The organism is Streptomyces sp. NPDC058045, assembly GCF_042885635.1.
Classification (GTDB): domain Bacteria; phylum Actinomycetota; class Actinomycetes; order Streptomycetales; family Streptomycetaceae; genus Streptomyces.
Window position 1 is genome coordinate 258,297 of sequence record NZ_JBHVRR010000001.1, and the last position, 15,719, is coordinate 274,015.

General features: G+C 72.8%; 13 protein-coding genes. 1 reads left to right on the forward strand and 12 read right to left on the reverse strand.

All coding sequences use genetic code 11. The features are described 5' to 3' along the window. Position 1: 1 nt before the first annotated feature. The 12 genes from ACFVST_RS01230 to ACFVST_RS01285 form a co-directional block, all read right to left on the reverse strand. Positions 2 to 655: a 1-hydroxy-2-methyl-2-butenyl 4-diphosphate reductase gene (locus ACFVST_RS01230; RefSeq protein WP_390145602.1), complete on the reverse strand. Its 654-nt coding sequence runs from the start codon at positions 653 to 655 to the stop codon at positions 2 to 4. Then, entirely contained in the window at positions 655 to 2,655 is a 2,001-nt protein-coding gene (shc, locus tag ACFVST_RS01235; protein WP_390145604.1) for a squalene--hopene cyclase, read from the reverse strand. Before shc ends, ACFVST_RS01230 begins: the two co-directional genes overlap by 1 nt. Positions 2,656 to 2,787: 132 nt before the next feature. Next, a complete protein-coding gene (locus ACFVST_RS01240; protein WP_390145606.1) occupies positions 2,788 to 3,939 on the reverse strand; it encodes a polyprenyl synthetase family protein in 1,152 nt (383 codons plus the stop codon). Then, positions 3,936 to 5,351, reverse strand: coding sequence for a hydroxysqualene dehydroxylase HpnE (hpnE, locus tag ACFVST_RS01245; RefSeq protein ID WP_390145608.1), 1,416 nt, complete (start codon positions 5,349 to 5,351; stop codon positions 3,936 to 3,938). Before hpnE ends, ACFVST_RS01240 begins: the two co-directional genes overlap by 4 nt. Before the next feature lie 130 nt (positions 5,352 to 5,481). After that, complete coding sequence (hpnD, locus tag ACFVST_RS01250; RefSeq protein ID WP_390145610.1) at positions 5,482 to 6,432, reverse strand: presqualene diphosphate synthase HpnD; 951 nt, start codon at positions 6,430 to 6,432, stop codon at positions 5,482 to 5,484. Then, entirely contained in the window at positions 6,429 to 7,346 is a 918-nt protein-coding gene (hpnC, locus tag ACFVST_RS01255; RefSeq protein WP_390145612.1) for a squalene synthase HpnC, read from the reverse strand. The genes hpnD and hpnC overlap by 4 nt, the downstream gene beginning before the upstream one ends. Positions 7,347 to 7,717: 371 nt before the next feature. After that, the gene (locus tag ACFVST_RS01260; protein ID WP_390145614.1) at positions 7,718 to 8,518 is read right to left on the reverse strand and encodes an ABC transporter ATP-binding protein; all 801 of its coding nucleotides are present in this window, start codon (positions 8,516 to 8,518) and stop codon (positions 7,718 to 7,720) included. After that, positions 8,511 to 9,440, reverse strand: a complete 930-nt coding sequence (locus tag ACFVST_RS01265) for an ABC transporter permease (RefSeq protein ID WP_390145616.1) — start codon at positions 9,438 to 9,440, stop codon at positions 8,511 to 8,513. The genes ACFVST_RS01260 and ACFVST_RS01265 overlap by 8 nt, the downstream gene beginning before the upstream one ends. Positions 9,441 to 9,535: 95 nt before the next feature. Then, on the reverse strand, positions 9,536 to 10,390 hold the full coding sequence (locus ACFVST_RS01270) for a glycosyltransferase family 2 protein (protein ID WP_390145722.1): 855 nt from the start codon (positions 10,388 to 10,390) through the stop codon (positions 9,536 to 9,538). 158 nt (positions 10,391 to 10,548) lie between these two features. After that, entirely contained in the window at positions 10,549 to 11,610 is a 1,062-nt protein-coding gene (locus tag ACFVST_RS01275) for an iron-containing alcohol dehydrogenase family protein (RefSeq protein ID WP_390145618.1), read from the reverse strand. Continuing rightward, a complete protein-coding gene (locus ACFVST_RS01280; RefSeq protein ID WP_390145620.1) occupies positions 11,598 to 12,350 on the reverse strand; it encodes a sugar phosphate nucleotidyltransferase in 753 nt (250 codons plus the stop codon). Before ACFVST_RS01280 ends, ACFVST_RS01275 begins: the two co-directional genes overlap by 13 nt. Next, on the reverse strand, positions 12,347 to 14,230 hold the full coding sequence (locus ACFVST_RS01285; RefSeq protein ID WP_390145724.1) for a DUF5941 domain-containing protein: 1,884 nt from the start codon (positions 14,228 to 14,230) through the stop codon (positions 12,347 to 12,349). The genes ACFVST_RS01280 and ACFVST_RS01285 overlap by 4 nt, the downstream gene beginning before the upstream one ends. Before the next feature lie 328 nt (positions 14,231 to 14,558). Here ACFVST_RS01285 and galE point away from each other — a divergent pair, with 328 nt between their 5' ends. Next, the gene (gene galE, locus ACFVST_RS01290) at positions 14,559 to 15,605 is read left to right on the forward strand and encodes a UDP-glucose 4-epimerase GalE (protein WP_390145621.1); all 1,047 of its coding nucleotides are present in this window, start codon (positions 14,559 to 14,561) and stop codon (positions 15,603 to 15,605) included. The last annotated feature ends 114 nt before the right edge of the window (positions 15,606 to 15,719 follow it).

Genomic DNA, 15,719 nt, shown 5'->3' on the forward strand with positions numbered 1-15,719 from the left:
CTCACCTCCGGGGGAGCAGGATGTTTCGGTGCCATTCAGAGAAAGCTGGGAACACGGCACGCAGAACACGGAATGCAGTCATTCCACCGCGAAGCGTGCTGATTCTGACAAGTTCGTGTTCTGGAGCGTCCACGATCACCCGTACGGCCGCAACCGGGCGCGGTCCCACGGCGACGGCGGCACGCAGGGTGGCGGCGGACTCCATGTCCACCGCGATCGCACCCGCCGCCCTCAGCTCGGCCCGCTCCTGGCCGCGCACCACATGATCGGACCCGGTCAGCGGCCCGGTGTGCACGGTGCGGCCGGGCAGCGCCCGCGCCAGTTCCTTCACCAGCAGCCCGGTGTCGCAGCAGCCGGTGCGCCCCGCGGCGTCCCGGGTCTCGTCCGCGACGACCAGATCCCCGGGGTGCATTCCGGGGGCAAGCCCGGCGCAGAAACCGGTGGCGACCACGGCCGCCTCCGCCAGCCGCGGCCCGCCGAGCGCACGTCCCACCGCACGCTCGGCCGCCCGCGGCCCCATGCCCGTACGCAGCACGGTCACAGGGCCGGGGGTGTCGCCGCGGGCGCCGGACCGCAGGGCCAGTCGCTCGATGCCCAGGGCGCAGGCGACGAGCAGCGGGACCCCGCTTCCGGAGCCGGACGACGGCTGGGCCATCAGCTCCCCTTCACGGAGAACGGCTCTCCGTTGAAGTACCGGCCCAGCGCGGTGAGGGGGAACACCTGCCGGTACAGGTGGTAGTTGATGGAGAAGTCCCAGGGGAAGCCGGTGCCGGTGAAGTACGGCTCGTCCCAGGAGCCGTCCTCGCGCTGAGTGTCGGCGAGCCGGGCGATGCCGCGCTCCACCGCCTCCGACTCCCGCTCCCCCGCGGCCAGCAGCGCCATCAGGGCCCAGCCGGTCTGGGAGGCGGTGGAGGCGCCGCGGCCGGCCCACTCCCCGGCGTTCCGGTAGGAGCGCAGGTCCTCGCCCCAGCCGCCGTCATCGTTCTGCACCGACTCCAGCCAGGCCACCGCGCGCCGGATCGCCGGATGGGACGCGGGCAGCCCCGCCGCCCGCAGCGCCGGCACCACCGACCCAGTGCCGTATACGTAGTTGACGCCCCAGCGGCCGAACCAGGCGCCGTTCGCCTCCTGTTCGGCGAGCAGCCACTCGATGCCGCGGCGGGTGCGGGGGTCGGCGGCGCGGCCCTCCACGGCGAGCATCTCCACCACATGCGCGGTGACATCGGCCGAGGGCGGGTCGATGACCTCGCCGAAGTCGCAGAACGGCAGCCGGTTGGGCAAGGTGCTGGTGTTGTCCACGTCGAACGCGCCCCAGGCACCGTCCTTGGACTGCATCCCCAGGTTCCAGGTGACGCCGCGCCGCACGGCCCGGTCGACGCGCTCCGGGTCGGGGTGGCGGACCCGGCGCAGGGCGAGCGCGACCTCCGCGGTGTCGTCCATGTCGGGGTAGTTGTCGTTGTGGAACTCGAACGCCCAACCGCCCGGGGTGAGTCCGGGCCGGCGCACCGACCAGTCGCCGGGCCGCACCACCTGCTCGCCGAGCATCCAGTCGGCGGCCTTCACCAACTGCGGGTGGTCGGCGGGGAGTCCGGCGTCGGCCAGCGCGATGGTGGCGAGGCAGGTGTCCCATACCGGCGACTGGCAGGCCTCGATCATCCGGGACCCGTCCTCCCGCCACACCGCGAACCGGTCCAGCGACTCCAACCCGGCCCGGAGTACGGGGTGTTCGAGGTCGTAGCCGCAGAGGTGCAGGGCGATCACCGAGTACACGGCGGGCGGTTGGATGCCGCCCCAGCAGCCGTCGTTTTCCTGCCGTTCGACGATCCAGCGGGCGGCGCTGTTCATCGCGGCCCGGCGCAGCGGGCCCGGGGCGAAGCCGTGGTAGAGGTGCAGCGCCTTGTCGAGCCGCTGGAAGACACCGTCCCAACTGTTCACCGGGGCAAGGGACTTGGCTGGGTTGGGGTCGGCGGGGTCGGTGTGCAGCTCGTCCAGCGGGAACGGCGCGGGGCGCACCGGCCGCTTCGCGGAGACGATGGTGAGGGGCACGATGGTCTGCCGTGCCCAGCAGCCGAAGTCGTAGATGTTGAGGGGGAACCACTTCGGGAAGTAGAGGAGTTCCGGGGGGAGTTCGGGCAGGTCGTCCCACTTCCACCAGCCGAAGAGGGCCAGCCAGATGCGGGTGAAGACGCGGCTGGCGGCGATACCGCCCCGCTCCCGGATCCACGCCGAGGCCCGCGCCATGTGCGGGGCGTCGGGGCTGTCGCCGGCGAGCCGCAGCGCGACGTATCCCTCGATGGTGGTGGAGAGTTCGCCGGGTCCGCCGTGGAAGGTGGCCCAGGCGCCGTCCTCGCGCTGCTCGCCGCGGATGAACAGCGCGGCCGCGCGGGTGGTGTCCTCGTCCTGGATGCCGAGGAACTGCCGCAGCAGGAGGTCCTCGGCGTCCATCGTCACATTGGTGTCGAGATCGCCCTTCCACCAGCCCTGGTCGTCCTGCAGGGAGAGCAGGAAGTCGGTGGCGCGCTGTATGGCGCGGTGCGCGGCGTCCCGGGGGCCCGATTCCGTGACGGCTGCCACGGTGGCGGGGGCGGGGGTCTCGGTGGCCGAGGCAGCGCGGGGCGATACCGCTCCGGTGCTTCCGTCGGTCGTCGCTGTCATGGCTTCCCCTTCAGTGATTGCGTCTGCTGGGTCCGCCGTCGGCCGGTGTCCGGTGCCAAGGACACCGGCCGGCGACTCGCTACGGGTGGTGGGGCCCGCCCCCGTCGGGCCCCGGCGTCCGGCCGAGGATGCCTATCTCTGGCGGACGACCACGAAGTCGGCGAGCGCCACGAGTTGGGCGCGCACCTCGTCCGGCATGTCCACGGGGTCCAGGGCCCGGATCGCGGTGGTGTGCTGCCGCCTCGCCTCCTCCGATGTCCAGGTACGGCCGCCCGCCTCCTCGATCAGGGCGGCGCGGGTGGCGAACTCCTCCTCGGAGAAGCTGTCGAAGTCGCTGCTCTTGGCGTCGGCGGCGAGGAGCTCGGCGAGCTTCTCGGAGGCCGGGCCGCCGGCCGCGAGCGCCGCCACCACCGGCAGGGACTTCTTCCGCTGGCGCAGGTCGCTCCAGGTCTGCTTGCCGGTGGAGCCGGGGTCGCCCCAGATGCCGAGCAGGTCGTCCACGGCCTGGAAGGCGAGGCCGAGGTGGTAGCCGTACCGGGCGAGGTGGTCGGCGGTGGTGTCGTCGGCGCCGCCGAGCACGGCACCGATGGAGACGGCGCAGGCGAGCAGGGCGCCGGTTTTGTTGCCCTCCATCTCCAGGCATTCCTCGACGGTGACCCGCTCGCGGTGCTCGAAGGAGATGTCCTGCGCCTGCCCGTCGATGAGGGCCCGGGTGGCGACGGTGAGGCGGCGGGCGGCCCGGCCGGCCTCCACGGTGCCCAGCTCCAGCAGCACCTCGTTGGCCAGTGCGAAGAGGGCGTCGCCGACCAGGATGGCCTGGGCGGGGCCGTGCACCTTCCACACGGTGTCCCGGTGCCGGCGCTGTTCGTCACCGTCCATCAGGTCGTCGTGCAGCAGCGAGAAGTTGTGCACCAGCTCCACGGCGACCGCGCCGGGCACCCCCAACTCGGGTGCGGCGCCGCCGACTTGGGCCGAAAGCACGGCCAGCGCCGGGCGGACGGCCTTGCCGCCGTCGCCGTCGGCCGGATTGCCGTGGGCGTCGATCCAGCCGAAGTGGTAGGCGGCGACGGTGTCCATCGGGGGCGCGAGCCGGTCGACCGCGGCCCGCAGTTCGGGGGTGGTCAGGGTGCGGCCGCGCTCCAGCAGGGCGGTCACGTCCACCGCCCGGTCGGTGGCGGGGTCGCCAGGGGGCGCAGTGGGCACAGGGGCCACGGTCTCTCCTTCGGTTTCGGTGCCGGCGGTGCCGGAAGTGCGGGGACCTGCCCCATGGAGATCGAGCGTCATGCCGCCTCCTCGAAGAGATGGTCGCGGGAACGGCCCAGGGCGGTGAGCGCGGCCCCGGCAGCGCTCACCCCGCTGCGCACGGCGCCCTCCATGGTCGCGGGCCAGCCGGTGGCGGTCCACGCCCCGGCCAGGTAGAGGCCGGGAGCCTTGGTACGGGCGCCGGGGCGGAGCCGTCCGACGCCCGGGGCCGGGGCGAACGTCGCGGTCCGCTCCCGGGTCACGAAGAAGTCCCGTACCCGCGCCTCGTGGGTCAGCGGCAGCAGCCGCTTCAGCTCCGGCAGGAAGCGGGCCCGCAGCTCGGACACCGGCCGGTCGATGAGGTCCTGGGCGGCCGACTGGGACAGCGCGAGGTACTGGCCCTCGGTGAGCCCGGCGGCGCGGGTACGGTCGAAGACCCACTGCACGGGCGAGCCGAGCGCGGCGAAGAAGGGCCGCCGCAGCACCGTCCGGTCGTAGACGACATGCACATTGAGGATGGGGGCGGTGCGGATGCCGAGGAGCCGGTCCGGTTCGTCCAGGGCGCCGTCCGGGAGCAGGGCGTGCGTCTCGGCCTGCGCGGTGGCCAGGACCACGGTCCCCGCGTCGAGTTGCTCCCCGGGCACCTCCACCCGCCACGAGCCGCCGCCCAGCGGGGAGATCGACCTGACCCGGGTACGGAGCAGGGTGCGCACGCCCGCCGAGTCGAGTGCCTTGCGGGCCAGGGTGTCGTGGATGTCGCCGAGCGGGACGTGGGCCCAGCCGATGTCGGCGGCGCCCGGCTCGGAGAGCAGTCCCGTCCTGAAGACCATGGCGGCCAGCCCCAACGAGCAGTCGCCCGCGGTGGAGTTGAGGGTGGCGACCGCGACCAGGTCCCAGAGCGCCCGGACGGCACGCGGGCTCTGTCCGTGCCGGTGCAGCCAGGTCCCGAAGTCCTGCCCGTCCAGCGCGGGATCGGCCGGGTCCAGCCGCCCGAGGGCGAGCGCGGCCCGGCCCACCTGTGCCCGCTCGGCCAGCGAGAGGTGCGGATAGACGGCGAGATCGCGCGCCAGGTGCAGCGGTACGGGCAGCCCGGTGCGCCTGATCCGGCCGAGCCGGCGCCCTTCGGGACGGTCCGCGTCCAGGACGGGTACGTCGAGCCGCTTCTGCAGGGGCGCGAGCGCGGTGGCGTCCAGCCGGTCGAGGAACCAGCGGTAGGCGGTGCAGCAACGCAGAAAGACATGCTGGCCGTTGTCGACGGTGAGGTCGCCGCGGCGGAAGGAGAAGGCGAGGCCGCCGAGCCTGGGCCTGCCCTCCACGAGGGTGACCCGCACTCCGGCGTCGGCGAGGCTGAGGGCCGCGGTGACACCGGCGAGACCACCGCCGACGACCACGGCCTGCTTTCTGCCCCCGGCCGCGGAGTCGGAACCGTCCGACCCCATGCTGGTGCCGGTCATGCGCCCTCCCTCTTCCCCGGACCTGCCGACGGACCGGCCATGGTGCCGCCCGTCACCGAGCAGGACGCGGCACAGGCACCGGGGGTTGACCGGGTGCCGGGGCGGCGGGCCGGATCGTCCGGGGGATGCATCAGGCACGCCTCCTGACGGTCTGCCGGCTGACGTGCCGGGTGTCGAACCCGGACAGGCCGCGTACCGCGACATACGCCTTCTCCCGGCCGGGCAGCGAGACCCGGCCGCGGAGTACGGCTTCGGGGTCGCGTTCGATGCGGTCCAGGAGGCGGCGGTAGATCCCGGCCATGGCGGCGACGCAGGCACCGCTGCGCCGGTCCAGCATGGGCAGCAGCCGGTAGCCCTCGGCGAAGAAGGCGCGGGCCCGCCGCACCTCGAAGTGGACCAGCCCGGCGAAGTCGGCGCCGGCCGGCGGCGTCGGCCCGCGGAAGCCGGCGGTGCAGCCGAATTTGCCGAGGTCGTCGGCGGGCAGATAGGTACGCCCGTCCTCGGCGTCCTCGCGTACGTCGCGCAGGATGTTGGTGAGTTGGAGGGCGAGGCCCAGGGTGTCGGCGTACTCGGGGGCGCGGTCGGCCTGTTGGGCGCCGGGCTCGGTGCCGAAGACGCCGAGGGAGAGGCGGCCGATGGCGCCGGCCACGCAGCGGCAGTACCGCTTGAGGTCGTCCCAGGTCTCGTAGGTCTCGCCGTGGACGTCCATCTGGACGCCGTCGATGAGTTCGTCCAGGCCGCCGAGCGGGATGGGGAACTCCGCGGCGGCGTGGGTGAGGGCGACGGCCACCGGGTCAGTGTCGTCCTGGTCGATCCGGCCCTCGCGGATCCGGCCGAGCAACTCGCGGGTGCCGTCCAGACGCAGCGCCTTGGTGCCGGGCGGCAGATCGCCGTCGCCGATGTCGTCCACGCGCCGGGAGAACGCGTACAGCGCGCACATGGCGCGGCGCTTCGGGGTCGGGAGCAGCCTGATCCCGTAGGCGAAGTTGCGTGCCTGCTGTCCGGTGACGGCCTCGCAGTAGCTGTATGCGGCGAGTACCGGTGCGGGCAGGTGCTGGTCCGGCTCCACGGTCGGGGTCACCCCTCTCCTCGGAGCGTTGCCGCCGCCTCGCGCAGCAGCCTTCTCCTGGTCGGCTTCGGTGGTCCGGGCAGAACGTCGTAGGTGGCCTCGGTGATGGCGTGGAGCGCGGCCCGGCCGCCGCCCACGAATCCGGCCAGCAGCAGCCTCAGCCTGCCGTGGACGCTGCCCACGAGGGGGGTGCCCTCATCCAGCAGGCCGCGGGCGCGCTCCGCCTCGAAGGCGATCAGGGCGCGCACCGAGGCACCGGTGGTGGAGGCCGCGAGGTCCCGCTCGTCGACGTGGAAGCGCTTCAGGTCCTCGGCGGGCAGGTAGACGCGGTCCCGGCCGAGGTCCTCGGTGACGTCCTGAAGGTGCTCCACGATCTGGAGGCCGGTGCAGACGGCGTCGGAGCGGCGGATCCGCTCGGGGGTGGCGGTGCCGGTGATGGCGAGGACGAGGCGGCCGACGGGGTTGGCGGAGAGTTCGCAGTACGCCAGCAGGTCGTCGTAGGTCTCGTAGCGGCTGATGGACTGGTCCTGGCGGTTGGCGGCGATCAGACCGAGGAAGGGCTCGGGGGTGAGGTCGTGCCGGTGGACGGTGGGGGCGAGGCGCCGCAGCAGGGGGTGGCGCGGGCCGTCCTCGGCGGGGGCGAAGACGCGCCGTAGGTCGGCCTCCAGGGCGTCGAGCAGGGCGAGCCGGTCGCCGGCGAGATCCGGGGGGACGCCGAGGTGGGCGGCGTCGGCGCCGCCGGGGGTGAGGTCGCCGTCGCCGATGTCGTCGACGAGGCGGGCGAAGCCGTAGACGGCCATCAGGCCGGTGCGCCAGGCGCGGGGCAGGAAGAAGGGGGCCACGGGGAAGTTCTCACCCGCGGCCTTGCCGAGCGTGTCGCGCACCGCGGGGTCGGTGCGCTCCTGCTTCTCCTCGGCCTCAGTCACCGCGCCCTGCCCGGTGCGGGACGGCCTGAGCACCGTGGGGGCGGGGATATCCCGTAGCCATTGCCGTCACATCTCCCGTTCTACACCGCTACCCAATACATCCCATTTCGGACACGCCGTCCAGTTCTGTGCACGCCGGAGCGGCCCCGGGTCGAGACGTCCGGCACATCCGCCCCAGTCGGCGCGATACCGCATCGGCACAGCTTACGTTGTACAACGCACCAAAACCCGACGGGGCCTTTCCGCACACCACGTCAACGTCCCCGGCATCGTCAACGTTCCTGGCGGGCAACGGAGTTGAGAGGGAGTCGGCGCGTTCCGCCGGGAGCGGCAGGGGCGCCCGAAAGGGGTACGGGCGCCGGGCGGGGCCGCTACTTGCTGGTGAACTTCTCGTACTCCTTGAGGACCGCGTCGGTGGCGCCGTCCATGCGCAGCTCGCCGCGTTCCAGCCAGAGGACGCGGTCGCAGGTGTCGCGGATCGACTTGTTGTTGTGGCTGACCAGGAAGACCGTGCCGGCCTCCTTGCGCAGCTCCCTGATCCGGGCCTCGGACCGCTTCTGGAACTTGCGGTCCCCAGTGGCGAGCGCCTCGTCGATCATCAGTACGTCGTGGTCCTTGGCCGCCGCGATGGAGAACCGCAGCCGGGCCGCCATGCCCGAGGAGTACGTCCGCATCGGCAGGGTGATGAAGTCGCCCTTCTCGTTGATGCCGGAGAAGTCCACGATGTCCTGGTAGCGGCTCTTGACCTGCTCCCGTGACATCCCCATGGCCAGGCCGCCGAGGATGACGTTCCGCTCCCCCGTCAGGTCGTTCATCAGGGCCGCGTTCACCCCCAGCAGGGAGGGCTGGCCGTCGGTGTAGACCTTGCCGCGCTCGGCGGGCAGCAGTCCGGCGATGGCGCGCAGCAGGGTCGACTTGCCGGAGCCGTTGGAGCCGATCAGTCCGATCGCCTCGCCGCGGTACGCGGTGAAGGAGACGCCTCTGACCGCGTGCACCTTGCGGACGCCACGGGCCTCGTCGTCCTTGCCGCGGCCCATGATCCGGCTGAGGGCGGCGGTGGCGGTGCCCTTGCCGCCGCGGGTGCCGTTGACGCGGTAGACGATGTGCAGCTCGTCCGCGATGACGGTGGGGATGCCGGAGGGGACGGTGGTCCCGTTGCTCGGTTCAGCCACGTCCGTACCGCTCCTCGGCCTTCCAGAAGAACACGAAACCGCCGACCGCGGCGACGACCGCCCAGCCCAGGGCCACCGCCCAGATGTGCGGCGGGAGATTGCCGCTGCCGTAGCCGTCGATGAGGGCGAAGCGCATCAGGTCCATGTAGACCGCGGCCGGGTTGAGTTGGAGGACATCGGCGATCCACTCCGGGCGCTTGGCGAGCATGTGCTTGATGGAGAACATGACGCCGGAGGCGTACATCCAGGTGCGCATGATGAACGGCATCAACTGCGCCAGGTCCGGTGTCTTGCTGCCGAGGCGGGCCATGACCAGCGCCAGGCCCATGTTGAAGCAGAACTGGAGTATCAGCGTCGGGATGATCAGCAGCCAGGACAGGCTGGGGTAGCTGCCGAAGGTCACCGCGACCACGAACAGCACGATCATCGAGAACAGCAACTGCTGGAGCTGCTGGAGCGCGAACGAGACCGGCAGCGCGGCCCGCGGGAAGTGCAGCGCTCGGACCAGGCCGAGGTTCCCGGAGATGGCCCGTACGCCCGCCATCACCGAGCTCTGGGTGAAGGTGAACACGAAGACGCCGGTGACCAGGAACGGGATGTAGACGTCCCGGCTCATGCCCCGGCTGACCTGGAGGATCAGACCGAAGATGAGGTAGTAGACGAAGGCGTTCAGCAGCGGGGTGGCCACCTGCCAGACCTGGCCCAGCTTGGCCTGGCTGTACTGGGCGGTCAGCTTCGCCTGCGAGAAAGCCAGGATGAAGTGCCGGCGCCCCCACAACTGGCGCACGTACTCGACCAGGCCGGGACGGGCTCCGCTGACGGACAGCCCGTACTTGGCGGCCAGTTCGGCGGCGCCGAGCCCGTCGTCGGGGGACGGGGGCGGGCTCACCGCGACGCCACCGCCATGCGTAGTCTCACTCACAACTGGGAACCTTCGTCTTCTTCCTGCGACCCGGTCCGGGCACAGGCGGGAGCAAGGGACCGTGGTACGGCCCGATGGTCTCAGACCCGACTCTGTCAGATCACGGGAGGGCGGCCGAGGCGGGTCAGGCGCCACACCGTACGCCACCGCATGGGGCGCCGGGGACCGCAGGACGTGGTCCAGCCCTCCCGGAAGCCGCCGAACCAGGCCCTCAGCGCCGGGCCCGAGGGGCGGCGGGCCAGCGTCAGCAGCAGCCACACCCCGAGGTAGACCGGGACCAGCGGGGCGGGCAGATTCCGCCGGGCCAGCCAGACGCGGTTGCGGGCCACCATGCGGTGGTAGACGGCGTGCCTGGAGGGGGCGGTGGTCGGGTGCAGCAGGACCATGTCGGCGCGGTAGTCGATGAGCCAGCCGGCGTCCAGGGCGCGCCAGGCCAGGTCGGTCTCCTCGTGCGCGTAGAAGAAGTCCCCGGGGAGATCGCCGACTTGGGCGAAGACGTCGGTGCGTACCGCGTTGGCGCCGCCGAGGAAGGTGGTGACGCGGGAGGAGCGCATCGGGTCGGCGGCGCGCAGCCGCGGTACGTGCCGGCGCTGGGTGACGCCGGTGTCCGGGTCGGCGATACGGAAGCTGACGATGCCGAGGTGCGGGTCGTCGGTGAACGCCTGCCGGCACAACTCGGCGGTGTCGTGCCGCTCCAGCAGCCCGTCGTCATCGAGGAAGAGCAGGATGTCGGCGTCGTAGCCGTCTCCGGTGGCGCTGCGGAAGGCCGCTATGCCGACGTTGCGGCCGCCGGGGATGCCGAGGTTCTCGGGGAGTTCCACGGTGCGCACGCCGTCGGGGACGTCGGGGACCGGGGAGCCGTTGCCGACGACGACGACCTCGACCGGATCGCCCTCCTGGGCGGCCACCGACTCCAGCAGGGCGCGCAGTTCGTCGGGGCGGGTGCCCATGGTGATGACGACCGCGCCGACCTTCAGCGGCCGGGTGGCCTCGCCGGCCGGGGCGGCGGGTGCGGCCTTCTCAGCCCTGTTCACGTGTCTGCCTCGCTTCCGCGTCTGCGCACCGGGCCCGGCCGCGCGCCCGGGTGGGGTGCGCGGCCGGCTGCGGTTCAACTGCCGATGGCCTTTGCATAGTCGGCGTATGCGTCCCTGATCTGGTCCCTCGACAGCGCCAGGTGTTCGAGGATGGTGTAGCGGCCGGGGCGGGTCTCCGGCGCGAACGCCACCACCTCGGTGAACTCCTCCCGGCTGAAGCCGATCTCGTCCGGCAGCACCGGCAGCCCGTGCCGTCGCAGCACCTCCGCCATGTGCACCGCCTCGTCCCGGGCGCCGCGCAGATGCATGGCGAACGCAGCCCCGATGCCGACCTGTTCGCCGTGGCTGGCGGCGCGGCGCGGGTGCAGCAGGTCGAAGGCGTGGTTGATCTCGTGGCAGGCGCCGGAGGCGGGCCGCGAGTCACCGGCGACGGACATGGAGATACCGGTCATCACCAGGCCCTCGGCGAGCACTTGGAGGAAGCCGTCGTCACCGACGCCGCCGGGGTGCCGCAGTACGGCCTCCCCGGCCTGGCGGGCCATCGCGGCGGCCAGGCCGTCGATCTGCTCGCCGGTCTCGCGGTGCGACAACTCCCAGTCGGCGACGCAGGAGATGTTGGAGACGGCGTCCCCGATGCCGGAGCGGACGTAGCGGATCGGGGCCTCGCGGATCACATCGAGGTCGATGACCACCGCGATCGGGTTGGGCACCCCGTACGAGCCGCGGCCCGCGTCGTTGTCGAGGGTGGCGACCGGGGAGCAGAGGCCGTCGTGGGCGAGGTTGGTCGCCACCGCGACCAGCGGCAGGCCGAGTCGGGCGGCGGCGAACTTCGCACAGTCGATGATCTTGCCGCCGCCGAGGCCCACCACCGCGTCGTAGCGCCCTGACTTCATGGCGTCGGCGAGGTTGATCGCGTCGTCCAGGCTGCCGCCGCCGACCTCGTACCAGCTGGCGCCGGGGAGGGCGGGGGCGATGCGGTCGCGGAGGCGGGCGCCGGAGCCGCCGCTGATGGCGACGGCCAGCCGGCCCGACTGGGAGATCCGCTGGTCGGCGAGGACCGTGCCGAGATCGTCGAGGGCGCCGGGCCGGATGTCGACGGCGATCGGCGAGGGGATCAGCCGTGTCAGTACCGGCATGTGATCTCCCGTCCCCTGGCGAGGTCGTCGTGGTTGTCGATCTCGACCCACGGCACGTCGCCGATGGGGGCCACGTCGATGGTGAAGCCGCGGTTGACCAGCTCCTGGTAGCCGTCCTCGTAGTAGAGCTGGGGGTCCCGCTCGAAGGTGGTCTTCAGGGCGTCGGCCAGGTCGGCGGCGGCCTCGCCCTCGATGAGGGTGACGCCGATGTACTCGCCGGTGGCCTCGGCCGGGTCCATCAGCTTGGTGATCTTCCGGACGCCCTTCCCGGGCTCCACGACGACCTTCATCTCCTCGTCGGCGAGCTGCTTCACGGTGTCCAGGGCGAGGATGATGCGCTTGCCGTCACCGCGGGCGGCGAGCAGGCTGCGCTCCACGGAGACCGGGTGCACGGTGTCGCCGTTGGCGAGGATCACGCCGTCCTTCAGCGCGTCCCGGCCGCACCACAGGGAGTAGGCGTTGTTCCACTCCTCGGCCTTGTCGTTGTCGATCAGGGTCAGCTTGAGGCCGTACTTGGCCTCCAGGGCGTCCTTGCGCTCGTAGACGGCCTCCTTGCGGTAGCCGACGATGACCGCGGCCTCGGTGAGGCCGATCTCGGCGAAGTTGCCCAGGGTGAGGTCGAGTACGGTCGGGCCGTCCTCTATGCCCTCGGGACCGACCGGCACCAGTGCCTTGGGGAGGCTGTCGGTGTAGGGACGCAGACGCCGTCCGGCGCCGGCCGCCAGCACGAGGCCGATCATGCGGGTTCTCCTTCGTCGTGTACGGCGGGTGCGCCGCCCTGGTGGGCGGACACCCAGAAGCGGATGCTCTCGAAGAGCACCACCACGGCCGCGGCCACGGCGAACACCGTGAGCGCGAGCGGGAAATCGGGGGCGGCCAGCAGTCCGGCCAGCACGGTGACGAGCAGCACGCGGCCCTCGTGTCCGCCGATGAGCCGGACCAGCCGCTTCGGAGGGGCACCGGCGTCGCCGCGGATGCGGTAGACGGTGTCGTAGTGATGGTAGGCGACGGCGGCCACCAGCCCGAAGCCCGCGGGCAGTGCTCCGTTCACCCCGGCGCGGGCGGCGAGGATCAGTACGGTGCCGTACTCGGCGGCCCGGAAGAAGGGCGGGACCAGCCAGTCCAGGGCGCCCTTGAGGGGCCGTGCGGTGGCCAGTCCGGCCGCCCCGCAGTAGCCGCAGGCGGCGACCACCGGCCACCAACTCCCGTAGTCGCAGGCCGCGCTGACGGCGGTGACCAGGGCGGCGCCCAGGAGGGCGACGGCGGGTGCCGTGAAGTCGGAGAGGCGGCGCGGCAGGCGGCGGGCGACGGGGGCGAGGGCCTGGCCGAAGGAGTCGGCGATCAGGCCGCCGTCGGCGAGGTCGGCGAGCGCGGCGGCGGCGCGGTCGGTGCGGGGCGTGCGCCGGGCGGCCGCGCTGAGGGAGCGCAGCAACCGGCCCGCCGTGGTGTAGCAGGCGGCCAGCGCGCAGCCGACGAGCAGCACCACCAGGGTGATCCGGGGGGTGGTGGCGGCGGTCAACACCGCTATCAGCGCCCAGCGTTCACCGATCGGCAGCACGATCATGCGGCGCAGCCACACCGTCCAGCCGAGGCTGTCCAACCGGTCCGAGAGAGCGGCGGTGGGGCTGGTGTTGCCGCTGGCGGGCGCGTTGTTGACGTAGGCCTCGGTGTAGGAGAAGTCGACCACGTGGCGGCAGCTCTGGAGGACCATCGCGCCCAGCGCGAGCGCCCATACGTCGTCACCGCCGCGGGCCGCACCGAGTGCCAGGCCCGCGTAGTAGGCGTACTCCTTGGCGCGGTCGAAGGTGGCGTCGAGCCAGGCGCCGAGGGTGGAGTACTGGAGGGAGTAGCGGGCCAGTTGGCCGTCGGTGCAGTCCAGTACGAAGGAGAGGAGGAGCAGGACGCCGGCCGCGACGAAGCCGGGGCGGGTGCCGGTGGCCGCGCAGCCCGCGGCGATCAGCGCGGTGAGCAGCGAGGCGGTGGTGACCTGGTTGGGGGTGAGGCCGCGGCGGGCGCACCAGCGGGCGAGGTAGCGGGAGTAGGGGCTGATGCAGAAGGTGGTGAAGAAGCCGTCGCGGGCCTTGACGGCGCTGCGCAGCCTGACCGCCTCGTCGTCCACGGCGGCGACCGCCTGCCGGGCCTCGGCGGCGGCCTGCGGGTCGGCCGGGACGGCGGCCACCAGGGAGCCCAACTCCGGGCGGTGCACTGCGGTGCCCGCTTCGGTGAGGGCGTCCGCGGTCCGGTCGGCGAGCCCGGCGACGGGGGCGCGGACCGCGGTGCGGGCCTCGGCGGGGGCCGGGTCGGCGGGGTCGGCGGGGTCGGCGGCCGCTTCGTGCAGGGCGCGGGCCAGTGCGGGGCGGGCGGCGGGGCGGGCGGTGACGGCGCCGGGGACGGCGGCCGCCTCGAAGCGGGGGTCGGTCAGGCCCAGCCGCAGGGCGTGCCGGTGCCCCACCAGGCGGGCGTCGACCAGGGCCACCCGCCGGCCGGCCGGTACCTCGGCGAGCAGCGTCTCGGCCTCTGCGGCGTCACTGGCCGGCCGGACGTCGAAGCCGAGCGCCCGCAGATCGGCCTCTAGCGGCGATCCGGGAGCCGGCTGGCCGGTGAGGATGGCGGTCGACAGACGAACTCACTCCCTGGTGTGCCGGCGGGTGCGGACGCCGGCGGTGCGAAGGCGGGCGGCCCCGGTCCGAAGGTGCGCTGGGGCCCCGGCCGGCCCGGCATGGCCGGGCGGCGGCATGTCGGCAGACATTATCGGATAGCCGGAGGGAGCCGTTCACCACCCGTTCACGGTCCGCTTCCGCGGGCCTGGTCCGGCCGGTGATCATCATTGCGGATCGTGGCCCCCGGACCAAACCGCGTCCCGTCGGCGGAGGCGGGGCGGCCTGGGGTGGCACGGACCGGAGGCCGGCCCGGGACCGCGTCCGGGATCCGGCATAGGGTGGTCCGCCATGACGTGGCTGATCACCGGCGGGGCCGGATACATCGGGGCACATGTGGCGCACGCCATGCACGGCGCCGGCGAGCGGGTGGTGGTGCTGGACGACCTGTCGTCCGGGGTGCCGTCCCGGCTGCCGGAGCAGGTGCCGCTCGTCACCGGCTCCACCACCGATCCGCGGCTCGTCCGCCGGGTGCTGGCCGAGCACCGGGTGACCGGTGTGGTGCATCTCGCAGCCCGCAAGCAGGTCGGCGAGTCCGTGACCGAGCCGCTGCGGTACTACGCGGAGAACCTCGGCGGGCTCAACACCCTGCTGGCGGCGATGACCGAGGCCGGCGTGCGGCGCCTCGCCTTCTCCTCGTCGGCCGCCGTCTACGGCAACCCCCCTCCGGAGGAGATCCCGGACGGTGTGATCACCGAACGGACGCCGTGCCTGCCGATGTCGCCGTACGGGGAGACGAAGCTGGCCGGTGAGTGGCTGGTGCGGGCGGCCGGGCGGGCGCACGGGCTGGACACCGTGTGTCTGCGGTACTTCAACGTGGCCGGTGCCGCGGAGCCTTCGCTCTCCGACACCGGGGTCTTCAACATCATCCCGATGGTCTTCGACCGCCTCACCCGCGGCGAGGCCCCCCGGATCTTCGGCGACGACTACCCGACTCCGGACGGCACCTGTATCCGCGACTACATCCATGTCGCGGACCTCGCCGAGGCCCACCTCGCCGCGGCCCACCGCCTCGCCGCGGCGGACGCCGTCCCGGAGGACGGCCGCGATCTCACCGTCAACATCGGCCGCGGAGAGGGCGTCTCGGTACGGGAGTTGATCACCCTGATCGGCGAGGTGACCGGGGACGGGCGGGCTCCGCTGGTCGATCCGCGGCGCCCCGGGGACGCGCCCCGGGCGGTGGCCTCGGCGGCCCTGGCCGAGGCCGAACTCGGCTGGACGGCACGGCGCGGGGTGCGCGAGATGGTCCAATCCGCCTGGCAGGGCTGGCAGTTGCACCGGGACAGCACCGGGACGGCACCGAGCGCCGAGGAGGGGGGACAGGGGGCACAGCGGTGAACGCGCCGGTGTGCACCCCCGCACCCCTGTGCGCCCCCAGGTGCGCTACCCCGCCGTGTCCCGGGGCCCGGCGAGGGCATGATCGGATGGACCCCGCCGTGGGCGGGACATGCG